This is a genomic window from Xylanibacter rarus, assembly GCF_001275135.1.
Lineage (GTDB): Bacteria > Bacteroidota > Bacteroidia > Bacteroidales > Bacteroidaceae > Prevotella > Prevotella rara.
In genome coordinates this window covers 51,309-78,067 of sequence record NZ_LFQU01000017.1, presented here as the reverse complement: position 1 = coordinate 78,067, position 26,759 = coordinate 51,309, and the positions used below count along the sequence as shown (strand labels likewise).

The 26,759-nt window shown below is 42.7% G+C and carries 19 protein-coding genes, 1 other RNA gene and 1 pseudogene; 14 read left to right on the top strand and 7 right to left on the bottom strand.

Annotated elements, in window-relative coordinates; translation table 11 throughout:
* Positions 1-232: 232 nt before the first annotated feature.
* Positions 233-2,524, bottom strand: coding sequence for an NADP-dependent malic enzyme (locus ACU52_RS09480; RefSeq protein WP_053398630.1), 2,292 nt, complete (start codon positions 2,522-2,524; stop codon positions 233-235).
* A gap of 154 nt (positions 2,525-2,678) precedes the next feature.
* Between ACU52_RS09480 and ACU52_RS09475 the strand changes: the two genes are divergently transcribed.
* Complete coding sequence (locus ACU52_RS09475; protein WP_021855392.1) at positions 2,679-3,317, top strand: TetR/AcrR family transcriptional regulator; 639 nt, start codon at positions 2,679-2,681, stop codon at positions 3,315-3,317.
* Between the two features lie 938 nt (positions 3,318-4,255).
* Here the strand turns inward: ACU52_RS09475 and ACU52_RS09465 are convergent.
* The 3 genes from ACU52_RS09465 to ssrA all read right to left on the bottom strand — a co-directional run bounded on the left by ACU52_RS09465 (position 4,256) and on the right by ssrA (position 8,745).
* Positions 4,256-5,809 carry a glycoside hydrolase family 28 protein gene (locus tag ACU52_RS09465; RefSeq protein WP_455570155.1) on the bottom strand — a complete coding sequence of 518 codons (1,554 nt, stop codon included), beginning with the start codon at positions 5,807-5,809 and terminating at the stop codon, positions 4,256-4,258.
* Positions 5,810-6,311: 502 nt separating this feature from the next.
* Positions 6,312-8,030, bottom strand: coding sequence for a glycoside hydrolase family 43 protein (locus ACU52_RS09460; protein ID WP_053398638.1), 1,719 nt, complete (start codon positions 8,028-8,030; stop codon positions 6,312-6,314).
* A gap of 314 nt (positions 8,031-8,344) precedes the next feature.
* Positions 8,345-8,745, bottom strand: a transfer-messenger RNA (tmRNA) gene (gene ssrA, locus ACU52_RS14765).
* A gap of 243 nt (positions 8,746-8,988) precedes the next feature.
* On the opposite strand from ssrA, the gene ACU52_RS09455 reads away from it, so the two are divergent.
* From ACU52_RS09455 to ACU52_RS09410, 10 genes are all read left to right on the top strand, one after another.
* The gene (locus ACU52_RS09455) at positions 8,989-9,576 is read left to right on the top strand and encodes a sugar transferase (RefSeq protein ID WP_053398628.1); all 588 of its coding nucleotides are present in this window, start codon (positions 8,989-8,991) and stop codon (positions 9,574-9,576) included.
* A gap of 17 nt (positions 9,577-9,593) precedes the next feature.
* Positions 9,594-12,164, top strand: coding sequence for an SLBB domain-containing protein (locus ACU52_RS09450; protein ID WP_053398627.1), 2,571 nt, complete (start codon positions 9,594-9,596; stop codon positions 12,162-12,164).
* A 35-nt stretch (positions 12,165-12,199) separates the two neighbouring features.
* Positions 12,200-12,706, top strand: a complete 507-nt coding sequence (locus ACU52_RS15600) for a hypothetical protein (RefSeq protein ID WP_239684904.1) — start codon at positions 12,200-12,202, stop codon at positions 12,704-12,706.
* A 98-nt stretch (positions 12,707-12,804) separates the two neighbouring features.
* Positions 12,805-13,239, top strand: coding sequence for a hypothetical protein (locus tag ACU52_RS15595; RefSeq protein ID WP_239684903.1), 435 nt, complete (start codon positions 12,805-12,807; stop codon positions 13,237-13,239).
* 9 nt (positions 13,240-13,248) lie between these two features.
* On the top strand, positions 13,249-14,292 hold the full coding sequence (locus tag ACU52_RS09440; protein WP_053398626.1) for an EpsG family protein: 1,044 nt from the start codon (positions 13,249-13,251) through the stop codon (positions 14,290-14,292).
* 738 nt (positions 14,293-15,030) lie between these two features.
* Positions 15,031-15,642: a lipopolysaccharide biosynthesis protein gene (locus ACU52_RS09430; protein WP_082335237.1), complete on the top strand. Its 612-nt coding sequence runs from the start codon at positions 15,031-15,033 to the stop codon at positions 15,640-15,642.
* A 15-nt stretch (positions 15,643-15,657) separates the two neighbouring features.
* The gene (locus ACU52_RS15840; RefSeq protein WP_316936652.1) at positions 15,658-16,305 is read left to right on the top strand and encodes an acyltransferase; all 648 of its coding nucleotides are present in this window, start codon (positions 15,658-15,660) and stop codon (positions 16,303-16,305) included.
* 13 nt (positions 16,306-16,318) lie between these two features.
* A complete protein-coding gene (locus ACU52_RS09420; RefSeq protein ID WP_053398623.1) occupies positions 16,319-17,581 on the top strand; it encodes a glycosyltransferase family protein in 1,263 nt (420 codons plus the stop codon).
* Entirely contained in the window at positions 17,578-18,546 is a 969-nt protein-coding gene (locus tag ACU52_RS09415; RefSeq protein WP_053398622.1) for a glycosyltransferase family 4 protein, read from the top strand. The genes ACU52_RS09420 and ACU52_RS09415 overlap by 4 nt, the downstream gene beginning before the upstream one ends.
* 69 nt (positions 18,547-18,615) lie before the next feature.
* Positions 18,616-19,437, top strand: coding sequence for a glycosyltransferase family 2 protein (locus tag ACU52_RS09410; RefSeq protein WP_053398636.1), 822 nt, complete (start codon positions 18,616-18,618; stop codon positions 19,435-19,437).
* Between the two features lie 50 nt (positions 19,438-19,487).
* On the opposite strand, the pseudogene ACU52_RS09405 reads toward ACU52_RS09410, so the two are convergent.
* The 3 genes and pseudogenes from ACU52_RS09405 to ACU52_RS09395 all read right to left on the bottom strand — a co-directional run bounded on the left by ACU52_RS09405 (position 19,488) and on the right by ACU52_RS09395 (position 23,142).
* Positions 19,488-20,802, bottom strand: a pseudogene (locus tag ACU52_RS09405) (IS5 family transposase).
* Between the two features lie 708 nt (positions 20,803-21,510).
* The gene (gene trxB / locus ACU52_RS09400; RefSeq protein WP_053398621.1) at positions 21,511-22,461 is read right to left on the bottom strand and encodes a thioredoxin-disulfide reductase; all 951 of its coding nucleotides are present in this window, start codon (positions 22,459-22,461) and stop codon (positions 21,511-21,513) included.
* Positions 22,462-22,587: 126 nt separating this feature from the next.
* Positions 22,588-23,142 (bottom strand): glutathione peroxidase, encoded by a 555-nt coding sequence (locus ACU52_RS09395; protein WP_021855379.1) that lies wholly within the window; start codon positions 23,140-23,142, stop codon positions 22,588-22,590.
* 451 nt (positions 23,143-23,593) lie between these two features.
* Between ACU52_RS09395 and ACU52_RS15835 the strand changes: the two genes are divergently transcribed.
* From ACU52_RS15835 to ACU52_RS09380, 3 genes are all read left to right on the top strand, one after another.
* On the top strand, positions 23,594-24,574 hold the full coding sequence (locus tag ACU52_RS15835) for a DUF1810 domain-containing protein (RefSeq protein WP_316936651.1): 981 nt from the start codon (positions 23,594-23,596) through the stop codon (positions 24,572-24,574).
* A gap of 90 nt (positions 24,575-24,664) precedes the next feature.
* Positions 24,665-25,711, top strand: a complete 1,047-nt coding sequence (locus ACU52_RS09385) for an alcohol dehydrogenase (RefSeq protein ID WP_053398620.1) — start codon at positions 24,665-24,667, stop codon at positions 25,709-25,711.
* A gap of 190 nt (positions 25,712-25,901) precedes the next feature.
* Positions 25,902-26,741: an aldo/keto reductase gene (locus tag ACU52_RS09380; RefSeq protein WP_053398619.1), complete on the top strand. Its 840-nt coding sequence runs from the start codon at positions 25,902-25,904 to the stop codon at positions 26,739-26,741.
* Positions 26,742-26,759 lie beyond the last annotated feature (18 nt).

Sequence of the window (26,759 nt, the reverse complement as noted above, 5' to 3'; positions counted from 1 at the left end):
TCATAGACGTATGACAAGGCCGTCAGTGACATGAAAGATAAAGTTTTTCACACTTTTTATATTATACACACCTCATTCAGTTAAAGCCGCCAGGCATGGCGTTGCCCTGACATGAGGCATAAGCCCAAATCAGCAATCAGGATTTGGGGTAAAACGGACGACGGCTCCGATGACATGTCGTTACATCATTGGAGCCGTCATACATAATGTTATATCGCAGGCAGCTGCGCCGTTATTGTCTGTTCTCCTTTATCTTCTGCACGTAAGCGTCGATAACGGCCACGGCTGTGATGTTGACAACATCGCGTACGCTGCACTCGAAGTCGGTGAAGTGTATAGGCTTGTTAAGACCCATCTGGATAGGACCGATAATCTCAGCGTCAGAATTCATTGCACGCAACAGCTTGTATGCGTTGTTGGCACTGCTGAGGTTAGGGAACACAAGCGTGTTGACATCCTTACCCTTAAGGCGCGAGAACGGATACTTGGCGTCGCGCAGCTTATTGTCGAGAGCAAAGTTTACCTGCATCTCGCCGTCGATGGCCAGGTCAGGATAACGTGTCTGCATAGCCTCAACGGCAGCATGAACCTGAGCCGGACTGCCTATCTCGTCGGAACCGAAGTTTGAATAGCTTATCATGGCTATCCTCGGCTCTTCGTTGAAGAATCTTACGGTCATTGCGCTCAGACGTGCAATGTCTACGAGCACGTCCTTGTCAGGATGGCGGTTGATAAGCGTGTCGGCCATGTAGAACACACCCTTCTTGGAGTTGATGATATGCATCGTGCCGAAATGGTTGTATCCGGGCTGTATGCCGATAACCTCCTTTGCCACCTTGATGGTGTTTGAATACTTGGTGTAAAGACCCGTGATGAAGGCGTCGGCCTCGCCGGTCTCAACCATCATCATACCGAAATAGTTGCGCTCAAACATCTTGTCGTTGGCTTCCTGGAATGTGTAGCCCTGGCGTTTGCGCTTCTCGGCAAGTATGCGTGCATAGCGCTCACGGCGGTCGTTCTGGTTGTCGTGGCGCAGATTTACTATCTCTATGCCATCGAGATTAAGATCGAGTTCCTTGGCAAGCTTCATTATACGCTCGTCGTTGCCCAGCAGGATAGGCTGGCAGATGCCCTCGTTCCTTGCCTGTACGGCAGCCTTGAGCATCGTTGGGTGTATGCCTTCGGCAAAGACAACGCGCTGCGGGTGCTTGCGTGCTGTATCATATAGCTTCTGCGTGAGCTTGGTTTCCTGTCCGAGCATCTCGCGCAGATGGTTCTTGTATTCGTCCCAGTCGGTTATCGTGGTGCGTGCCACCCCACTCTCTATGGCTGCCTTGGCAACGGCTGCCGACACTTCGGTGATGAGGCGCGGGTCGACAGGTTTCGGGATGAAGTAAGACGGACCGAAGGTAAGGTTGTTTACCTGATATGCGTCGTTAACGACATCTGGCACAGGCTGCTTTGCCAGGTTGGCAATGGCGTTGACGGCGGCCAGTTTCATTTCCTCGTTTATGGCAGAGGCATGAACGTCGAGAGCGCCTCTGAAGATATACGGGAAGCCGATAACGTTGTTAATCTGGTTAGGATAGTCAGAACGGCCGGTAGACATGAGCACGTCGGGACGGCTGGCCATGGCTTCCTCATAAGAGATCTCGGGCACGGGGTTAGCCAAGGCAAACACAATGGGCTGGTCGGCCATCGACCTTACCATGTCCTGAGTGAGCACGTTGCCCTTGGAAAGACCGACAAACACGTCGGCTCCCTTGACTGCCTCCTCGAGTGTATGCACGTCGCGGCGGTCGGTAGCAAAGAGTTTCTTCTGCTCCGTAAGGTTCTCGCGGTCGCTGGTGATAACGCCCTTAGAGTCGAGCATAACGATGTTCTCGCGCTTTGCGCCGAGAGCCATATACAGCTTTGTGCATGATATGGCTGCCGCACCTGCTCCGTTGACAACAATCTTAACCTTTGATATGTCCTTGCCGTTCACCTCGAGAGCGTTCTTCAGTCCGGCGGCAGATATGATGGCCGTGCCGTGCTGGTCGTCGTGCATCACGGGGATGTCGAGCGTGCGCTTCAGTCGCTCTTCGATGTAGAAACATTCAGGAGCCTTTATGTCTTCAAGGTTGATGCCGCCGAACGTGGGGGCTATCTTCTCTACAGCCTCGCAGAACTTTTCGGGGTCTTTCTCGTCAACCTCAATGTCGAACACGTCGATGCCGCCATAAATCTTAAACAAGAGTCCCTTGCCCTCCATGACGGGCTTGCCGCTCATGGCTCCGATGTCGCCCAGACCGAGCACGGCGGTGCCGTTGCTTATCACGGCAACAAGATTGCCCTTGGCGGTGTATTTATATGCGTCATCGGGAGTTTTCTGTATCTCAAGGCACGGAAACGCAACGCCCGGCGAGTAGGCCAGACTAAGGTCGGTTTGCGTACTATAGGGCTTTGTCGGTTTAACTTCTATTTTTCCGGGTTTCCCGTTCTTGTGATATGCAAGAGCGGCCTCTTTTGTTATGTTTACCATAGGCGTTTTCTGTTATCTTATTTTGTATTGTCTTTTACCTTATAACCATTTCACTTTATCATGAAAAGTCATGCAAATGTAATAAAAATAAAGGAAAGCAAATAGTTTTTTTAGAAAAATTATTAACTTTGCAAATAAAATAAGAATAGTGTTTATGCGCAAAACAGGCAACATAACAGTTTATCGTGAAAATCTGAAAACAAGGATACTCGAAACGTCGATGCAGCTCTTCAAACAGAAGGGAATTAGGGCTGTGAAGATGGACGATATTGCCACGGAAATGGGAATATCCAAACGCACCCTGTATGAGATTTACAGCAACAAGGAAGACCTGCTTTACGAGTGTGTAAAGCACGACTCAGAGAAGATGACCAAGCAGCTGCAGGAGTATGCCGAAAAGACGGACAACGAGATGGACGTCATAGCCTTCTTCCTTAAAGCCAAGCTGAGAGACCTGGGAACCATCAATCCGCGCTTCTTTCTTGAAACGCAGAAATACTCTAAGATTGTAGCTTTTCTGCAAGAGTATAACGAGAGGCAGCGCGCCAACTCGTACCTCTTCATGAAGAAAGGCATAGAGCACGGATTCTTCAGGGGCGACATCAACTATGACATCGTGCACAAGATGAGCGACGCCGCTATGAACTATGTTATGCAGACAAAGATGTACCGCAAGTATTCGCTGAAGGAGATATTCCACACCTTCATAACGGTCTACATGCGCGGGTGCTGCACAAACAAAGGGCTCGACTATCTGGAGAAGTATATGGACGAAAGCAAGATAAACAAATAGGACACCGACAAGAGAATGACGCTGCGCGGACGGCGGCCCAAGGAGCAGGACAACAAAGATAAGATTCAGGACGAAGCGCAACAGGAGGGCTTAAAATCCGAGAACGATCAGTATACTAAAACAATTCAGCCACATACGCAACCGCATCAAGGAAGCAAAGGAAAATCATAACATCAGCAGAAAACGGCATACGCAACCGTGACGTCTCTACACACGGAGAGCATCAGCACACCCATGAAAAAACATTATAAAATGGTGTGCGACAACGGTCTGTGCATGCTGACATATTGCCGGCACGGCGGACACGGTGCTTACGTTGTGATTTCTGTCAACGCTCCAGAATCTTGCTATTATAAAATTTCTTTCAACAGGGCGTAAAATACCGCTGTTTTTGTGTGCAAGCGTAAACTGCTATACAGCAACATGTTGGCACGTCAAAGAGCATCAGTGTGCATTTTTCTTACACTAAAACAGCGGCATTTTGCCTCAAAATTCACTCATGACACAAGGCATAACGCATGGCAAAAGGTGGCTTTTTAGGATGCAAAAGGCCACAAACGGCAACACGAAAGGCGGCATTTTGCAGACCGGGATGCAGCCGGATGCACAAAAGCGGCATATTATCGGGCACATATTTTCTATTTTGTCTGAAAATCCATACAAAGGCAAAATATCATTATGAACGGCATAAGCCTCAATATGCTTACACTTATCAATATTCAAATGTCCCAATCATAAACCAACACTTGCCAAAGAATGGCATACCGTCAATACACACTAAAACTCAGACAGAAGCATGCTCAATATAAAAACAAAAATCCTGCGGATAATAATTGGCCTATTTAGGATAAAAAAGTAACGCTCACACAGGAGCCAAACCTGCATGAGCGTTTCAGTCACTATGTTTAAACAGAATTAAAATATATAAAAACAAAACACTAAAGTTTGTTCATTCCCGGCTTGCAGACCACGTCTGCACCATTGCTGCGGATGACTATGCCCGAAGCCTTGCTGCCCTTTATGTCCATGTTGAGCGCGCCGCCGGGCACATAGAACGTAACATTGTCGAAGAGCACGTTGCGGCTGTCGTCTATCACCATCGTGTTGTCTGTGGCCTGTATCTCCATGTTGCGCAGCGTCAGTCCGTCGGCATCGTTGAGCGTCTTTATTATCCTGTTGGTCCTGACACTGCCGTTCTCAAGTAGCACGCCAGAACACGGAATCTCAGGTATGCCGTTGACGGTCATTAGCCTGTCGGCCGACTCAACTATGAAGTTGCGTATGGTTATGTCCTTAACCGTAGGCGTAAGCGGAGTGATGTCGAGCGGCGGATAGCGACGCGCAAGCTCACCCATATACATCTTTGAACCGAGCAGATCCCACGTGAAAGCCTCGCGCACGTTCACCAGTCTTATGTTCTCATAGGTGATGTCTTCAACGGTGCCGCCGCGGTTGCGTCTTGTCTTGAAGCGGAAGCCCGTGCGTGTGCCGTAGAACACGCAGTCGTGAAGATACACACGGCGTATGCCTCCTGCCGTCTCGCTGCCGCAGGTGATGCCTCCGTGACCGTCCTTGGCGAGACAGTAGCGTATGAGCACGTTCTCCGTAGGACGGTTGACGCGCAGTCCGTCTTCGCATCGTCCGGCCTTCAGCGTGAAGCAGTCGTCGCCGCAGTTGAGCGTAGAGTATTCTATAAGCACGTTCTTGCATGAAGAGATGTCTATGCCGTCGCCGCTCGGCACGTCTGTAGAGTTTACGGTTATGCCTCTTATTATCACGTTCTCACAATAAACGGGATTAACGTTCCACAGAAGGCTGCGCTCGAAGGTTACACCCTCAACGAGCACGTTCTTGCAGTTGATGGGCGAAAACGACTTGGGACGGTAGAACGTGCGGCCTTCCTTGCCGTCGCACAGACGCTCTTTGACGGGCATACGGTAGTCGATGTCGTTCTCAACTACGCTTTTGCCGTTAGGGAACTTGCGCATGGGAACGTCCATCGGCGGACCCATAATCACGCCTTTGCCCGTAAGGGCTATGTTCTTTGCGCCGTTGGCATATATAAACGCACCGGCACCCATAACCTCGACGCCCTCATGACGCGTGAACACGGCAGGCTGATAGTCGTCCACCTCGCCCGAGAACTCTATCACGGCACCTTCATCCAGGCGAAGCTCCACGTTGCTCTTCAGTTCTATTCTGCCTGAATACCACTTGCCGGCAGGCACAACCACGGTGCCGCCGCCACGTTTAGAGAGGCGTTCTATCTTTTCATTGATTGCAGGAGTTATCTTGCCCGATGCCGAAATGTCGGCCTTGTCCACGGTTTCGCGGCGGTCGGGAAATTCGGGGCGCCTTATCTTCTTCAGCTTGAAGGGCGCTTCGTCTACAGGAGCTATGCCGGCAGGCATTGCGGCTGCTCCTACGTTCTCTTTCTCTGGCACTACAATAGTGTTGCCGGCATCAGCCCCGTTGGCGAACACCGGCAACATTAAAATTAATGATAATAAAGATTTTGCGTATCTGTCCATTGTTATGTTTCTTTTAAAGAAAGAACGTAAACAGATTTGATTTGTAACGTTATTTATGCTGACAATTTTCACAGAATGTTTCTATTTTGGTTAATGTTTCGTATATTTTAAGCCAAATCGGTTATTTTAATCCGGCCTTATTGTCGTTTTGACATTTAGCTGGCTGCCGTTTGATTCTCCGCAAGCACTGCGGGCAATGTCAAGAAAAGGCAGACGGCAAGACGCCAACAGAAAGCAATAAGACTGCCGGAAGCCTCAATCTGCAGATAGAAGTAAGACAATGACCGATTTTAGACTTGACGCATTTCTCTTCAACATGCATCCTTCAGAAACAGTCTGTAAGGCTGTCAATGTGTTGTTTCAGTCTGTAGGCCAGACCATTATTTGTATAAGGCAGGCAGTGCCCCGGCTGTTTCAACCATGCCAGAATGCATCCGGACTGCACTGCCTTTACCATTATGTATTATCCGCGTGTGGCATACAGGCCGATGGTGGTGCCTGTAAATCCGCCGGCGTTGCGTGTCGACAGGAAGCCGGCGTCTACGTTGTTCTTCAGCAGTTTCCATTCGCCTTTGCCCACTGCATAGTAGAAGTCGAACGTCAGACCGCGTGAAACAATCTTCAGGCGTATGTCCTTGTCGGCCTTTGCGAGAGCCGAACTTGCCAATATTTCGTCTTTGCCTCCGTCAGCTGTCTTTCTAAGTTCAACGGCCTTGCCTGCTGACGTCTTGGCAACGCAAAGCAGATACTGATGTGTCTCGTCCTTAAAGAGCAGCATGCCTGCGCGCTCGTTTACAGTCTGAGGCTCGAATACCAGACGTGAAGAGCACTCAAACTTATGATGCTGTATGCGGCGGCCTACGTATGCCGGAACAGCTTTCTCGGCAGTTGTGGTCTCAATGCACTTCATTGACAGATAACCGGGCACGGCATTTGTGCTGCAGATAGAGTCAACAGGACCGCGAAGCGAGAACCAGTCGAGCGGCAGTGTCTTTTCAGAGAAATCGTCGTTGTATGCAAAATTACCGAAGGTTACGTTCTTTCCGCGTACAGCTCCCTTTACATTGCCTGTCATAGGCACGGTTTTTCCCTGTTCAAGTATGAGCGGGAAACCTTCGTCAGTCCAGCTTACAGGCAGGAGGAATGTCTCACGTCCAAGATTCTCAAACTTGCCCTCACACGGACGGCATGCAAGGAACACAGCCCACCAGTCGCCGGAAGGAGTCTGCACAAGGTCGGCATGACCTGCACATGTAACAGGGTCTATGCGGTTAGGATCAAGGTCGCGCTGAGTAAGTATAGGATTCTTCTTGGCGGGAACGAAAGGTCCAAACGGGCTGTCGCTTCTGAAAATCACCTCTGAGTGCATGTCGCTGGTTCCGCCTTCGGCCGACATCAGGAAATATTTGCCGTTAATCTTATACATATGAGGACCCTCAATCCATATCGGCTTGTCCTCCGGATGCACGCCCTTGTTCACGAGAATCTTCTCAGGACCAACAGTCTTGTCGGTATTTACGTCAAATTCGCGCACGCGGATAGCCCTGTGGCCGTCGTATTCAGCCTTGCCTTCGGGTTCGTCATTGTTTACGATATAGGCCTTACCGTCGTCGTCAAAGAAGAATGAGGGGTCTATGCCTTTTACATCAGGCAGACGGATTGGCTCCGACCATGAGCCGAACGGATCTTTTGTCTTAACGAAGAAGTTGCCCCACCCCACGTTTGTGGTTACCATATAAAAGGTCTTGTTGTGAGGATTATACGATATTGCAGGAGCAAAGATACCTGCTGAAACCTTCTGGCCGGCAAGAGGCAACTGCGACGGACGGTCGAGGATATAGCTGATCTGCTTCCAGTTCACCAGGTCCTTGCTGTGGAACAACGGCACTCCGGGATAATAAGAGAAGCTTGAAGTTACCATAAAGTAGTCGTCGCCGACACGGCAGATGCTCGGATCAGAATACCATCCGGGAAGTATCGGATTGTAGAATCCGCCCTCGCCTTCGAGCTTCACTTTCTTATAGATGTCGTCATCTCCACTATAACTGAAATAATCGAACAATGCCGTATGGGCAACAGTGGCAGGCGCCTTTGCGGCACTTGCAGCTTGAGCGCCGGCTGTCTGTGCCGAAAAGGCAAGCAATGCAGACGCAAGAATGCAGCTAATTTTAGTTTTTTTCATATCTCTATATATCAGAATATTAAAGTTTTTCATGTCCATGCATAGGTCTTCGCCATAAATATGCGCCATCCGCTTATGGCTTATGCCGTAAAAGACCTGTACCGAGTACAAAGGTAAAAACTATAATCAATTAGCGCCCCACTATTCGTCACCAATACATTAATATTTGTTTCATGCACATGATTCATCACCATAAAACACATGAAATCAGGACAAAACAGAGATTTTCATACTAAATCTGCAAGTTCAGGAAAGATTACAGATATGCCGTAAAGTAAACAAAAAGGCGGCGTAATAAGCTTACACCGCCTTTTGTGTGGAGCTGGAGGGATTCGAACCCTCGTCCAAACAGGGAAACCATACGCTTTCTACACGCTTATTCCGGCCTTCGGTTTTCGAGCTGCAGCAAGACCCGGACCACCAACTGCAACCTTATCCCCTAAAACTTCATCTTGAGTGCGGGGCCGCACAAGACTATTTCCGATTTAACCGCACCGCTTTACCGAAACGCTTCGGAACAACAGCTTTCGAGCAGTGTCTCGTCCTGTCACCTTGTGACTGGATTAAGCCGATAATCTACTATGCTTCGATTAGGCAGCGAGAGCGTATTTGTTTTCGCCAGATAAATTTTTGACCGCTGAGATTTAGGAGCCAACAGACGACGCTCCGCGTGCTTACGTACCATTCCAACCCGCTGTCAAATCCGGTCAACCCCAATCTGCCAAACGTGCCGGAGCTACGTTTTATCCGTGCAAAGATAACTCTTTCTGTAAGAATACGCAAATTTATGGCTATTTTTTCAATAATCAGAGAGCAACTAACATTTTTTTCAAATTATTTGTGTTACCTTTGCAACAAATTTGAATATTTGGGGTTATTATAGAGAAACAATATTTTTTAGAAGGTGAACAACGTCTATACGAAAGAGGCGGACTGCATAAACTGCAGCCATGATGCTATGAATGCTACACAAAGGGCAATAAAAAGGGCTTTCGACTTTATATCAGCCTTTTTAGGACTGATTATATTATCACCATTGTTCCTCATTATATATATAATGCTCAAAAGACAAAAGAACGGACCTGCAATATTCTCGCAAGAACGCATAGGATACAGAGGCAAGCCGTTTACCATATATAAATTCAGAACTCTCAGCAAGGCTGAGGACAAACCACAGCTGGTGGCTAAATGTGATGACAGCAACTCGACCAAAACCGAAAGATTTTTAAGAGAGCATCATCTTGACGAGCTGCCGCAGCTCTGGAACGTGCTTATCGGCGACATGTCGCTCGTAGGACCACGCCCTGAACGCAAGTACTATATCGACCAGATAATGGAAATAGACAATTCGTATGTGCTAATATATGAAATGAGGCCCGGACTGACATCCGAGGCTACATTATATAATGGCTATACTGACAGCATGGAAAAGATGCTGAAACGTCTGCAGATGGATATTCATTATCTCGAGAACCGCTCGCTGGCGCTCGACTTCAGCATAATAATGCGTACAGCCGCAAGTATAATTAGTGGCAAGAAATTTTAAGTGGAAATTAATTTAATATGAAAAAATATATCATTCTTTTCTTATTCGCACTGCTGTTGCCTTGTTATGCAACAGCACAATCGTCAATGACAGACGAACAGATACTGAAATTTGTAATGAAAGAAAACGCCGAAGGCACATCACAGGCACAGATTGTAACAAAACTGATGCAGAAAGGCGTAACTATAGAACAGATCAGGCGCGTAAAAGACAAATATGAACGCCAGGCAAAAAACAAAGGCCTTGGCACCGTAAGCAGCAAAGACTCGGAAGAAGATAACGGACGCCAGAGAAAGAATAACGGAAAGAAAGGCTCAAGCAAAAACGACGATGACGAAGAATCACCGCAATACAGAATAAAAGATACAAGAGAAAAGAAAAAGAGCAAATCAAAGGAAGTTGTCTATGACGAGACAAACGAAGACTGGCTGATGATGCAGGATGAGCTGAACACATTCATCCCTGACACAACGGCCATGCTGGAAAAGCTCCTTGCAGAAAAAAGAAAGAAAAAAGTGTTCGGACGTGATATCTTCAACAACAAGGACCTTACGTTCGAGCCCAACATGAACATCGCCACCCCGCAGAATTACATCTTAGGCCCGGGCGACGCTGTCTATATCGACATATATGGCGCATCACAAAAGACTATAGAAAGTACCGTTTCACCCGACGGAGAAGTAACAATAGAAGGTTTCGGCCCCGTACAGGTAAGCGGTCTGACCGTGGCACAGGCAAATGCACGCCTGCGCTCCACGTTAGGAGCAAGATACAGCAGTTCGAAGATAAAGCTAACTGTTGGTCAGACACGCTCGATAATGATTAACGTGATGGGTGAGGTGAAAAACCCTGGAACCTACACTCTTCCTGCGTTTGCAACAGTATTCCATGCCTTGTATATGGCAGGCGGTACAAACGATATAGGTACGATGCGTAACATCAAGGTATACAGAAATAACCGACTGGTGTCTGTCGTGGATATCTATGACTATATCCTAAACGGAAAACTCACAGGCAACGTCAGACTTGCCGACAACGACGTCATTTCCGTTGGTCCTTACGACTGTCTGGTAAATATTACCGGAAAGGTGAAAAGACCGATGTACTATGAAATGAAGCGTAACGAAAGTGTTGGCACCTTGCTGAAATACGCCGGAGGGTTTACAGGAGATGCATATAAGAAATCTGTACGCATTGTCAGAAAGACAGGAAGAGAATATTCTGTCTACAACGTTGATGAATTTGACATGAGTGCATTCCATCTTGCAGACGAGGACTCTGTAAGCGTTGACTCTATCCTGCCCCGCTTCTCTAACATGGTTGAGGTCAAGGGTGCCGTGTTCCGTCCCGGAATGTATCAGGTAGGAGGCGACATCAACAGCGTAAAAACACTTATTGAACACGCCGACGGTCTCCGTGAAGAAGCCTTCACTGCACGTGCCGTAATGCACAGAATGAAGAAAGACCGTACACTCGAGGTCGTTCCTGTTGACGTTGAAGGCATATTAGACGGCACCGTTCCTGACATACCTATACAAAACAATGACGTGCTGTTCATCCCGACTAAACAGGAGATGATGGAAGAACAGACTATCACAATACACGGAGAGGTGCAATACCCGGGTATTTACAGATATGCCGACAACGAAACCCTTGAGGACTTCGTCTTGCAGGCAGGAGGCTTAAAGCAGACAGCCTCAACAGTAAAAGTGGATGTGTCAAGACGAATTGTAAACCCGAAGGCACTGACAACCGACTCTGTCATTGCCCGCACTTACACATTCGCCCTGAAAGACGGTTTTGTGATTGACGGTACACCCGGCTTCAAACTCATGCCGTTCGACGAAGTGTATGTCCGCAAGAGTCCCGGCTACTACAAGCAGCAGAATGTTGTCGTTGAAGGCGAAGTAATGTTCAGCGGTACATATACGCTCTCTAAGAAGAATCAGCGTCTGAGCGACCTTATAAAGAGTGCCGGCGGCGTTAACGACCGTGGCTATGTTGCAGGTGCACGCCTCGAAAGGAAGGTGAACGAGAGCGAACGCGCACGTATGGAAGCCGTGCTCAAAAAAGCCAAGGAAGAGGCAGAACAGATGGAAATAGAAGCTGCTAAGGAAAACAAGAAAATAGATCTTAAAGACAGCGAGAAAATCAAGAAATTTGAAATACCTGAGTTCTATTCTGTCGGAATAGAGCTTGACAAGGCCCTAGCCAACCCTGGATGCGATGCAGACATCGTTTTGCGTGAAGGCGACAAAATCATCGTACCGCAATATAACGGAACAGTAAAGATAAACGGTGCTGTGATGTATCCTAACACCGTAGGTTTCCAGAAGGGCAAGAAGGCTAAATATTATATTAACCAGGCCGGCGGATTCAGCGAAAAGGCAAAGAAGAGCCAGACATACATTGTTTACATGAACGGCACTATTGCAAAGGTTAGCCAAAATGCCAAGCCAAAGCCCGGATGTGAGATTGTTGTACCTGAAAAGGAAATCAACAAGATGACTATTGCGGAAAAGATGACTATCGGAACATCTGTTGCATCAATAGCAACTATGATTGCGACACTGGCAAATATATTGTAAAAGTCAACAATTTGCTATATTAATATCAAAAAATTATGAAAAAAGAAATAACACCTATTGACTTCAATTTTATATTAAAAGCCATAATAAAAAATAAAAAAGCATTTTTTTATACAATGCCAATTGTCTTTATTGTGTCATCCCTCATCATTATAAGTATACCAAGAAGCTATACTTGTGAAGTAAAACTTGCTCCTGAAAGCACATCTTCTGGTATTGGTTCAATTGGTGCTTTAGCTTCATCTTTCGGAGTAAATTTAGCAAACAAACTAGATAATGAGGATGCCATTTCTCCTGAACTTTATCCAGACCTCATGAATTCTATTGACTTTAAAGTAAGTCTTTTCCCTATAAAAATTCAAACAAAAGACAAAAAAATAGAAACAACATACTATAATTATTTGGAAAAGCACCAAAAATACGCATGGTGGCTTATTCCTATAAACTATATAAAAAAATTGTTTGAAAAAAAAGAAGACAAGCCATTTGATAGTTCAAAAAAAATTGATCCATTCATACTAACAAAAAACAAAAAGATATAACATCGTTAATTGAACAAAAAATAGATTGCGAAGTTGACAAAAAAACAAATGTCATATCTATTGTCGTCACAGACCAAGATCCGTTAGTTTGTGCAACAATGGCAGATTCCATTAAATCACGACTGCAATTATTTATTACAGACTATAGAACAAATAAAGCAAAAATAGACTTGGAATATACAAAAAAACTTTATGTTGAAGCCAAAAGCTCATACGATAAGGCTAGGCAGCTTTACGCAACATTCTCTGACGGAAACCAAGAGCTAATATTGGAAAGCTATAAAGCGAAGCAAGAAGACCTTGAAAACGAAATGCAACTAAAATATAACAACTATAATAGTATTTGCCAACAACTATTAGCCGCAAAAGCAAAAGTTCAAGAACGAACTCCTGCATTTACAACACTTCAAAGTGCATCCGTACCAAATAAGCCTTCTAAGCCCAAAAGAATGCTTTTTGTATTGGCAATGCTATTTTTAACATTTATAATTACATCCATATATTCTATAAATAAAATGCAAAAACAAGAATAAATCAGCTCAATGATTATTGCAATATCCATCCTATTCTTTCTTTCTTGTCTCGTTGCACTTTTTGAAGAAGAATTAGCCAATATAAAATGGAATATATATATTGGTATAGGGGTCTTATTGGTGCTTTTTGCAGCAATACGTCCTATAGGAATGGATAATGACTCAGAAAACTATGAATTATATTTTGTCAGATATGATCATCCCTTATTAGTCATAACTGTAGAATATTCTTTTAGAGTAATCAGTAAATGGTTCTATTTATGGTTTCATGATGTTCATAGCATTTTCCTTTTATATGCTGCATTAGGATTATCATTAAAGTTTATTGCTTTTAAGAGATTAACAGCTCTACCTTTACTTGCCGTTGCCGTATATATTGGCAACTACTACATTTTGCATGAATTTACTCAAATTAGAGTTGGAGTCGCTTCAGGCTTATTACTATTAGCCATTAAACCTCTAAGTGAAAAGAATTACAAAAAAACATTTGTATTGTTTCTACTTGCAATTGTTTTTCACTATTCTTCTATAATTCTACTGCCATTAATGCTGTTAAGCAACAAAGAACTAACAAGGAAGAATAAAATTATTTGGGCATCATTGATACCCTTAGGATATATTTTCTATTTTCTAAATATAAATATCACCTCTCTTCCCATACCTTACATCAGTGAAAAACTGGATGCTTATCAAGGACTTAAAGATCAAGGATATATTGACGAGGTAAATGTTTTCAATTTAGTATTTTTTGTTAGGATTATCATCTTCTTTTATATCTTATACATGTATGATTTAATAAGAGAGCATAACTTATATCTTTCTTTGATGATAAAGCTTATGGCGTTATCTTTGTTTTCATTTACCGCATTTTCTTCACTTCCAGTATTAGCATTCCGCATAAGTGAACTTTACGGTATTACAGAAATCATACTTTTTACAAATATTTTTTATATGATAAGACCAAAGCCATTAGCAAAAATAATTGTAATAACAATCAGTATAACATTATTCTGCATCAGTGTTTTCTATAACAACATCATACAAATAATGTAAATATGAAATTAAATTTTTCATCATACATATTAAAAGGGAACCAGCGTACAATATTATTAAAGAAAAATATTATTGGTTCTTTTATAATTAAAATGTGGACATGCATTGTACAACTTTTGCTTGTACCTGTTACACTTGGATGCCTAAATCAATATGAATATGGAATATGGCTTACCATCAATAGTATCTTATTATGGATTGACTCTTTTGATATAGGTTTAGGAAATGGGCTGCGTAACAGATTAGCCCTGTCAATTGCAACTGGAGACAAGATATTGAGCAAACAACAGATTAGTACAACATTCGTAATGCTGTCTGCTATTGTAATACCATTAATAATCATTTTGTGTTTTGTAACTAACAACATTGACTGCTACGCACTATTAAACGTAAAAAAACTTACGTTCCAAATCTAAGCAATATAATAATACTTTCATTTTCCTTAGTAGGAGCTACATTTATATTTAAATTCATCGGGAATGTTTATTTAGCACTACAACTTCCTGCAATTAACAATCTATTGGTAGCTTTAGGGCATACTTTGTCATTATTAGGCATATTCTGCTTGTCACAAACATTCAAAACAATAAATCTGATGCACGTGGCTTTAATTTATACTGCATCACCTCTAATTGTTTATATATTATCATATCCCATTACTTTTACAAAATACAAACACCTTCGTCCATCCATTTTCTATTTTAATAAAAAGAACTACATAATTTATTTGGTTTAGGAATAAAGTTTTTCTTTATACAGATTGGCGCATTAATTCTTTTCGCATCGTCTAATTTCATTATATCTCATGTATTCTCTCCAAAAGAAGTTACTCCATATCAGGTTTCATTCAGATATTTTTCATTGGTAAATATTTTATTTACAATAATTTCTGCTCCTTTGTGGACTGCAACCACAGATGCATATGCTAAAAATGATTGGGATTGGATTTCAACTATGACAAAAAAAATGAATTACATTCTTAAAATATTTGTTATAGTCCTTATTATAATGTTGGCATTAGCAAATCCCATATACAGTTTATGGGTAGGTAAGAGTGTCCATATACCTTTCAGCATGTCTGCAATGATGGCGTTATACACAAGTGTTTTAATATACGGCACTTGCTATTCAAATATTTTATGTGGAATAGGAAAAATCAGACTTATTACCATAATTACGATAATTGAAGCAATAATATACATTCCGTTGGCACTAATTACAAGCAAACATCTGGGGTTAGTTGGCATTATAGTCGCACTTACTTTAGTAAATATGCTAAGTGCCATAACAAATAAAATACAATATACCAAAATAAGCCAAGGAAAGGCAAACGGTATTTGGAATAAATAATAAATCACAAGAGTCATGAATATTACCCACTTTTTAAGAATAAAATTGGAACCAATAGCCCGCATAATGTGTACTATAATTCATTTTATATATAGTTATAAATTCAATAACTATTTTGGACTTTTAGTTTCATATCTTTATACTTTCTGGATAATCCCTAATTTTAAGAAGGTCGGACGAGGTTCAATATTTTATCGTCCGTTAAAACTTATTGGAGGCAAACATATTGCAATTGGGGATGGTACTGCTTTCGGTAAACATTGTATTCTTTGTGCCTGGGACAAATACAACAAGATAAAATTAAATCCATATATTGAAATAGGAAACGACTGTGATTTCGGAGAATATAACCACATAACTTGTACAAATAAAATCATCATAGGACATAATGTTCTTACAGGCCGTTGGGTAACTATTTCTGATAATTCTCATGGTACTTCAACTCATGAAATGATGGAAATTCCACCAACACAACGTCCTGTATACTCTAAAGGTCCTGTGATAATAGGTAACAATGTATGGATTGGAGACAAAGCAACCATTTTGCCAAATGTTTCAATAGGAAACGGAGCTATAATAGCAGCAAATAGTGTTGTCACCAAAGATGTTCCTGAATATTGCATCGTTGCCGGAAATCCTGCAAAAATAATTAAACAGAAATAAATACCCATCAGATATGAAAAAATGCTCATTTACAATAGTTGCTAAGAATTATATAGGATTGGGTCTTATCCTAGAACAGTCCTTGCAAAAATTTCATAAATCAGATATTGATTTTTACATATTTGTTGCCGATGAGATTGATGCTTCCCAAATAACCATACCGGAAAATGTCATTTCTGTAAAGAAAATATCAGATTACACTGATGCAGAATGGACTGATATGACATTCAAATATGATTTAACTGAATTTTGTACATCTATAAAGCCATTTTGTTTCCAATATATTTTTTCAAAGGGATATGACAGTGCATTGTATTTTGATCCAGACATTTGCATTTTTTCTCCCATAACAGAAATTCTCGAAAAGCTCGAGACATACGATGTTGTACTTACACCACAAGTTTCAGGAATACATATAAACTATACAGGAGAGCATCCTGAATGGGCGATGAATGTAAATGGCATATTCAACCTAGGCTTTTGTGGAATGAGAAAAACACCTATATCTCAAAAAATTCTTTCATGGTGGAGAGAAAGACTCAAGAATGAATGTTTTGTAGACAGAAGTGTCGGGGATTTTACTGACCAGAAATGGATGGATTGGCTTCCGGCTTTATTGGGAAACGAACATCTTTATGTAATAAAAAATCTCGGTATGAATATGGCTCCATGGAACTATTTTGAGCGAGAACTGTTTCTAAAAGATGGAAATATCATGGTCAGATTCCGCACAAATGACAATGAAACAAAAGAAGATCAACTTGTGTTTCTACATTTTGCAGGATATGATTACGGCAAAATGAAACAGGGCATTATTTCAAGAAAAAGAATAGAAAATTTAGGCGAATATGAAGATCTGAAAATTGCTACAGACATATACATGAATCTAATAATAAAAAATGCAGAAAAGTTCGACAAATTTCTGCCAATGAAATATACTTATGCTACATACGATAATGGAGACAATATTTCATCATTTCACAGACGATTGTATCATGGATTAACTTTATCTGGTAAAAACATCACCAATCCTTTTTCTTCCAAAGAAGGCACTTTTTACAATACGATAAAAAAATATAATATGATAAACAATGAAAATATTGATAAACTTACACAACGCAACATCGATAATATCGGGAAAAAAAGAAAAATGATAGGCATAATGTTCAAATGTTTATACAGGTTTGTTGGATACAAGCGCTATGTACTTTTTGTAAAAAGTCTATATAATTATTGCCGTCCTGAACTTCATACATTTTTAATTGACAAAAAATGAAAAGAATTATATATATCAGACAGTCTCCTAAAGGAGGATGCGATGGAACAGCCACATACTGTCAGTCATTATTTGACTTTTTTCATGATGATAAAGACTGCATGGCAGAAGAAATAAAAGATTATCCAGAAATAAAGTCACGGATATTTCATTATTACTATAAGCCTAAAGCCTTATCAGCAGCTATAAAAAAAGCCGATATCATACACATCAATGGATATACCGCAATGGGGACAGTTCAAGCACTAATAACAGCTAAACTGCTTCATAAAAGCATTGTATATACAGCGCATTGGCATCCTTTTAACAGATTGAGACATCCATTGTTTGGAAAATTGTTTTTCAATCTTTTTCTAAAAAATACCATTAAGCATTGCGCCACTGCTGTAACAGCTATCAACAACGAGGATTTCGCATATTTTAAATCTTTCCATAATAATGTAGTTAAAATACCACATTGGTATAAACCACAAAATATAGAAACAAATGTAAAAAAGAAAAAGAATATGATATTATTCGTTGGACGAACTGACGACCCAGTAAAAGGGTTTCAACACCTATATTCACTCCCTGAAGGTAAGTTTGAAATTCATTGTGTTGGAAAAGGTAAAATTAAACATCGCAGCGACATCACACAACATATAAACATCCCAAACGAAGAACTCACCCTACTTTATGCACAAGCTTCTTTGGTTGTGGTTCCTTCAAAATATGAAGCGTTCTCATATGTAACATTAGAAAGTCTTTGTTATGGAACACCTGTTGTCATGTCAGAAAACGTCAGAATTGCCGACCATTTAAAAGACGCTAAAGGTTATAGTATTTTTAAATATGGTGACAATAATGATTTTTTAAGAAAAATCAATGAAACAATAGGCAAAGATGTTGAGATTACAAAAATAATGAGTATCTTTAACCCTGAAAAAATACGACTTGCCTATAAAGAACTATACTTGTCACTATGATTTCATATTACGGAACATTAATACGGACTTGACGTAAAGTCAATAAAAACTTAAATCATTATGGAAGACATGCATTTCTCAGTTTTAATGTCTGTTTATATAAAAGAAAAGTCTCAATTTCTTAAAGAATCCCTTAACAGTGTTTTCAATCAGACATTACCTCCTGATGAGGTTATATTAGTAGAAGACGGTCCATTAACAGATGAACTATATTCTACAATTAATGACTTTACCGAAAAACATAAGGAACTCAAAATAATTCCTCTTAAAGAGAATCATGGACTCGGATATGCCTTGAACATCGGACTTAAACATTGCAAATACAATTTGGTTGCAAGAATGGACAGTGACGATATCTGTAAGCCATACAGATTTGAAAAAGAGATAACGTTCATGCATGACCACAAAGACATTGACATCTGCAGTTCTTGGATAGATGAATTTGAAAACGACAAAAAGAATGTCGTATCACAAAGAAGAATTCCAGAAACCCATGAAGAAATAATAAGATATGCAAAATTCAGGTGTCCTGTTAATCATCCTACCGTTGTTTATAAACGTGATAAAATAATACAACTTGGGGGATATCAAGATTTTCCTGAAGATTATTATTTATGGATAAAAATGATAATGAACGGTTGCAAATTCTACAATATACAAGAAAGTCTTCTGTTTTTTAGATTTTCCTCAGATTTATACAAAAGACGCGGAGGTTGGAAATACGCCAAAGATGATATTCGCGCACAAATAAACTTCTATAAAGTTGGATTCTTAAATAAAAGAGAGCTCTTATATAATGCTTCCATCAGGAGTACCGTCAGATTGATTCCTGTGCATATTAGGGCTTTCATTTATAAATATATGTTACGTAAGAGAAAAATATTCAAATAATACAAGTTGTATTAAATTAAAAATTTGAATGCCCTACAAATTATAGTCATCTACATATAAAATAGTCGTCCTTTAAAAACCCTTTTTTGCGAGATATTGTTCTGACACAGTATCTCGCATATTTTTTGAAGCATGCAACAGAGAGCTTTCATGGTTCTTTTGAAGTTATAAGCCGCTGCCGCCAGGGTAGTGTTTCACAGAGTGTGTCTGAGGCAAGTTTGCCTTAGACACACTCTGTGAAACACTACCCTTTAATGACTTATTGTTGGTTCTATACCTGCACGCTTGCAGAAGAGTTTGTGTTTTTTCTGCTTCTGATAACGGCTGTCTGACTTCTTGGGTACATCGGGAATTATAATCTTCATCCCGTTAATTTTCTTCTTGCCTCTGTATCCTCTGTCACCTGCCATCACTTTGATTTTTAGCCCGGTTAACCATTCTACCTGTTCCCAGGAAGACCCGATAGTATGACCATCATATCCATTGCGGAAGGACATGGCACCAAGAATAATGCCTGTGACTGAACGTATGATGGATACCTTGTTGCCGAATTCGTATTTCTTATGTTCTTTGCCATTGCAGATACATTGTACTTCCGGCTCATGAATGGAATAGATCTTTTTCCGGCTGTTACGTCTTTGTGAAAGAATGTTTTCAAAGATTCCGAGCAATTTATCATAATCGTAATTTCCCTTAAGATTACGCTTCAGCTCTCTGACAAGTATTCCGACTATTGTACGTAAACGCCTGTCTGCCTTGAGGGCTTTCTTCCTGTTATTGGGATGATTTCGGAAAAGTTGTCACGATAGATTCCCTTCATAGCTTTGGCGCAGAAGAAGGCCAAGCTTTCTCACAATGCCAAGAACCTTTTTCACGATCTTCTTATGCAACTTTGCATCCGTGTTATAAGTGATATTCTTTTCCTGAACAGTAGAATCAATAAAGGCTGTATCATGATGATGGTCTTCAGCATCCTCCTCGTTATTCACACGAATGCTTTCCTGAAAAATAAGTTCAATTCCCTCTTTACCGATACGCTTGCGGAAATGAATAAGTTCTGAAGAGGCACATGGGGCAGACGGAGTGAACTCCTGCATACCACAAAAATACTGATAATAATTCGCTCCATTATTCTACCAAAGAGTCATCTGACAGATTACGAAGGTGCTTCAGGATGAGCATAGCACACATTAAACGGATTGGCTTGACGGGACGGCCGTTGGACTGACTATACAATGGCAGAAAAGCTGTTTCAAATTTTCCCCAATCCATTTTGTCCGCCAACCGGTAAAGTGGGTGCGATTGGTTCAGCATGTCAGACAGGTTGCAGAATAAAGAAGAGCTGTTATTCGCCTTTTCAATCATAAACTCTGCAAGTATATTACCCTAAATGTAAGAGAACTTGCAGATTTGTCAAAGACTTTTATTGTTTAAATAACTGAATACCAGTAGATAATGATGTTTTAAGAGGCAACTAAATAAAGATTTTTTAATGGGCGACCATTCTAAATTAGTCGAACTCACGTTAAAATAACTCGGCTGCATGAATTTATAAACGGCAATTTATAATACAGAATATATAAGTCAGCCCAACTGCTCTTTTTTGAGTTCAACCCATATCCACTTATTTTGTTTTTACGGGCAACAAAAGTTTAATTGCATTTAAACTTAAAAAATCAGAAAGTAATAGACGTATTTTTATTAAAAGTTAGATAAAATACTGCCAATTTCAATAAAGACTATAAGCTAAATCATATCCATAGATTTCAAATCATTAACCTATTGTTTATGAGTCAAAACTCGGCCACTTTTGATGCAAAAGTGGCCGAGTTTTCTGTTGCAAACAAGTGGTTATTTTTGAGTAAACCAGATATTTCGGACTCGCCGATTTATTTTCTATATTCGGATTACCGCCATTTTGTCAGAATAAAGCCTGCATATACCGAATAACACAAGCTTTGAAAAGACTTATCTACTAATATCCGGCACAATACAAAAAAGAGTATGAACGCCATGAAAAAACATACGCGCTCATACTCCGCTTTATTTCTAATTCAAGCCAGCAAACGTCTATCAGTGAGACGGATGCTCCTGAAGATAGTTCTTAGCCTCTATTGCCGCACGGCAACCGCTTGCAGCTGCTGTGATTGCCTGACGATAGTGAGGATCGGCAACGTCGCCTGCAGCAAATACGCCGGGCACATTGGTGCAAGGAGTATTGCCTATGGTCTTGATATATCCTATCTCGTCGAGGTCGAGCCACTCTTTAAACACATCGCTGTTAGGCTTGTGACCGATAGCAAGGAAGAAGCCGTCGATAGGCAGATCGTATTTCTCCTCGTCGGGTTCGCCCTTGCGCTTAACGAGGTGGGCACCCTCAACACCGTTCTCACCATAAAGGCCGAGCGTGTTGTGCTCAAACAGAATCTCTATGTTCTCAGCCTCTTTTACACGGCGCTGCATAACCTCTGAAGCACGGAGGAACGGCTTGCGCACAATCATGTAAACTTTCTTTGCAAGACTTGCAAGATAAAGAGCCTCCTCGCATGCTGTGTCGCCGCCGCCAACAACGGCAACAACCTTCTTGCGATAGAAGAAACCGTCGCATGTGGCACATGCAGACACGCCTTCGCCCTTATATTTCTCCTCGTCAGCCAGTCCGAGATATTTTGCCGAAGCACCTGTGGCAATGATTACTGTGTCAGCAGCAATAACATGTCCGTCGTCTGTTGTCAGCTTGTAAGGAGCCTCGCTCAGGTCGGCCTTAACGATAACGCCGTCGCGCATGTCTGTACCGAAGCGCTCTGCCTGCTGCCTCAAATCCAACATCATCTGATTGCCGTCAACACCCTCGGGATAGCCGGGGAAATTCTCTATCACTGTAGTCTGTGTCAGCTGTCCGCCAACCTGCAGACCGCAATACTCTACCGGATTCAGGTTAGCACGTGCTGCATATATCGCAGCCGTATATCCTGCCGGACCGCTGCCTATGATAAGGCAGCTCACTCTCTCTGCGTTTTCCATATTAATTTATAGTTTTTTTAAAAGACAAAGAAAAGCCAACAATACACCACCATGCCCCATAAGGTTGCACCGCGCTATATCATTGGCTTTTCATTTCATCTTATACAAATATGAATGTATATGTTTTTATTTCTTCAACAGTTCTTCAATCTGCTTCTCTATGTTCTCTATCTTCTCTGTAGGCTCGAAACGTGCCACAACTACACCGTTCTTGGCAACAAGGAACTTTGTGAAGTTCCACTTGATGTCTGCCTTGCTCTTATAGTCTGGATCTGCCTTTGACAGCATATCGTCAAGAATCGGAGCTATAGGATGACTCATGTCCCATCCGGCAAAGCCCTTCTGACTTGTAAGATATTTATACAGAGGATCTGCGTCTTCTCCGTTAACCTTCAGTTTCTTAAAGCGGGGGAACTCTGTGCCATAGTTCAGCTTGCAGAACTCATGTATAGACTCGTCTGTGCCCGGAGCCTGCTGTCCGAACTGGTTGCAGGGGAAATCGAGAATCTCAAATCCCTGGCTGTGATATTTTTCATAAAGTTTCTCCAACTCCTCATACTGCGGTGTGAATCCGCACTTTGTTGCTGTGTTTACAATCAGCAGCACCTCGTTGGAATACTCCTTTAACGATACGTCTTTTCCTTTTCTGTCCTTGACAGTGAAATCATAAACTGTTTTCATCTTTTGTTTTTATCGGTTTATATATAAAATCTTCTACAAACTTTATGCCAAACGCTGCGACAACTGTTTATCAGTAAACTTTTGGCATGATATTTTTATCTTCTGCAAACTTACACAAAAGTTTTGAATATCCCACATCCTTTGAAGAAGTTTTTTGAAATATTTATGTAATTGCACAAAGTCAAAAATACCTTTATATCTGTTTCCGTAATACAGGAATATTTACAAATGACGGCAGGCATACCAAAAATAAGGCGGCGCAGCTATGACAAAACTCAAAAAACTACGTCTTTTATTTGACTTTGCTCTCGCCTTTCACTATCTTTAAATAAGATAGGAGGCGGCTCGGCTAAGACAAAATTCAAAAAACTGCGTCTTTTATTTGACTTTGCTCTCGCCTTTCACTATCTTTGTATGTCATTAAAAAAACTATATGTGCCAAAAGCCTGATATGAAACAATATGCAAAACACGACGGCTCTGCCGTTACAAAAGACATAAGACCGCAGATAAAACTGTGCCGCAAAGAGGAATTTGAAAATCTGTGGCCACAGATAAACGATATATTCGACAAGGCGCGGCAATATATGCGCCGCAACGGCAACAACGTGCAGTGGACTAACGGCTATCCGCAGAAACAGACCGTGGCGAGTGATGTTGCCGACGGGTGTTTCTATCTGATATGCCTAAACGGCCGCATTGTGGCATGCTTCTGCATGCGCCCGTCGCCCGAGCCTACTTATGCCAAGATATACAACGGTCAATGGCCCGACGACGAGCCTTATAACGTGATACACCGACTTGCGTCTGACGGTAGCGTAGGCGGCATAGCACTGCTTGCCATAAGGTTTGCCCTTGACAAAGGCAACCTGAGGGTGGACACTCACGAACTTAACTCCACGATGATCAGCATCCTGGAGAAAGAAGGATTCATAAGATGCGGCACTATTTACGTTGCCGACGGCACCCCGCGCATAGCATTCCAAAAACAAGGAACAAGACATACAAACCAAATAAACCATAATACCATGAACGAAAATGAATATAATCTGCAAAGATTCGTCGATGCACAGGAAACTGAATATGCAACAGCACTTAGCGAAATACGCAGCGGAGGCAAGCGTAGCCACTGGATATGGTACATATTTCCGCAGCAGAAAGGTCTTGGGCACAGCTACAACTCTGAATATTACGGACTCGACGGCACCGGCGAAGCACGCGCATATCTGGCACACCCGCTGCTCGGAGCGCGACTGCGCGAAATATCAGCCGCACTGCTCAAACACAAAGGCCGCACCACAATACGAAGACTTATGGGCTCACAAATAGATGTACTGAAGCTGCGCACATGCATGCAGCTGTTTGACAGCATATCGCCAGGCGACATATTTGCCGAAGTGCTCGACGCCTTCTTCAATGCTAAAGAGGAATAACCTGTGGCCAGCAATGCGGCAATCAGGGTTTTACCCTAACTCATTACATACCGAAACATATTTAATATAACCATAAAACCAAGCAAAACGATGTTAGCATACACATACATAGAGCGCGGACGGTTTGAACTTAAAGAAAAGCCCGTGCCGCAAATTAAAGACGCGCGCGACGCCATTGTGCGCGTAACCCTCGGAAGCATCTGCACGAGCGACTTGCACATAAAGCACGGCAGCGTGCCGAGGGCCGTGCCCGGCATAACCGTTGGCCACGAGATGGTGGGCATAGTTGAACAGGTGGGAGCTGAAGTAAGAAACGTTAAGCCGGGCGACCGCGTTACGGTGAACGTTGAAACGTTCTGCGGCGAATGTTTCTTCTGCAAGCACGGCTACGTGAACAACTGCGAAGACCCCGACGGAGGCTGGGCGTTAGGTTGCCGAATAGACGGCGGACAGGCCGAATATGTAAGAGTGCCGCACGCCGACAACGGACTCAACCGCATACCCGACAACGTAACAGACGAGCAGGCACTCTTCACAGGCGACATACTTGCCACAGGATTCTGGGCAGCACGCATATCCGAAATTACATCAGACGACACAGTAATGATAATAGGTGCCGGTCCGACAGGCATATGCACCCTGCTGTGCGCCATGCTCCATAAGCCACGGCGCATAATCGTCTGCGAGAAGTCGGACGAGCGCATCCGTTTTGTACGAAGTCATTATCCCGATGTACTCGTAACCAAGCCCGAAGACGCCGAAGCCTTTGTAAGAGCCAACAGCAGTCACGGCGGCGCCGACAGAGTGATTGAAGTGGCAGGAGCCGACGACACTTTCGAACTGGCATGGCGATGCGCACGTCCCAATGCTATAGTTACCGTTGTAGCTCTTTACGACAAGCCGCAGACACTGCCGCTGCCCGACATGTATGGCAAAAACCTTACGTTCAAGACAGGCGGCGTTGACGGTTGCGACTGCGACGAAATTCTGCGTCTGATATCCGAAGGCCACATAGACACCACCCCGCTGATAACCCACAGCTATCCGCTAAACGAAATTGAAGAGGCTTACCGAACGTTTGAAAACAGGCTTGACGGAGTGATAAAGGTGGCTATAACCGAGAGGCAAAGGCCATAGGCAGCGCATGCCTTCACGTTGCCGGCAGACACAGCTGAAACGGCTATGCAGCCGACGTCTCAAAGAGTGATTAAAAAAGTCTGTAAAAGTGGTTAATCTATCCGTAATCCATATCCTCTTCACTCAGTTATTTATTGCTAACTTTGCAAAGTGAAAGAAACATTTTGCTAAACATAAAAACGAAGGTAACATGAAGACAATAAAACTGAACAACGGAATAGAGATGCCACAGATAGGCTACGGCGTATATCAGGTTTCGCCCGACGAATGTGAACGTTGCGTGAGCGACGCACTGAAAACAGGCTACAGGATGATTGACACGGCACAGGCCTACCACAACGAGGAAGGCGTGGGACGTGCCGTGAAGAGCAGCGGAATTAACCGGTCGGACATTTTCATCGTGAGCAAGGTGTGGATATCCAACTACGGCTACGAAAAGGCAAAAGCATCGATAGACGATAGTCTGCGCAAGCTGCAGACCGACTACATCGACCTGATGCTTCTTCATCAGCCATTCTGCGACCGCTACGGAGCCTACAGGGCACTCGAGGATGCCTACAGAGAGGGCAAGCTGCACGCCATAGGCGTGAGCAACTTTTATCCCGACCACCTTATCGACCTGGCCAGCAACGTCGACATTGTGCCTGCGGTCAATCAGGTTGAGACGCATGTGTTCAATCAGCAGACTGAAGCACAGAAGATAATGGAGGAGTTCGGCACACACATCATGTCATGGGGTCCGCTTGCGGAAGGCCGCAACAATCTGTTCAGCAACGAAACTCTCACAAAGACAGGCAACAGTCACGGCAAGAGCGTGGCACAGATTGCATTGCGCTGGCTGATTCAGCGTGGCGTGATAATAATACCGAAGTCTGTTCACATAGAGCGCATGAAGCAGAATCTCGACATCTTCAACTTTGAACTTTCAGACGAGGAAATGGCAGAGATAGCCACACTCGACACAGGCAAAAGTCTGTTCTTCGACCATCATGATGCCGAAACTACAAAATTGTTTATGAGCTGGCGATAGATCAGAAAATTAGCCGCT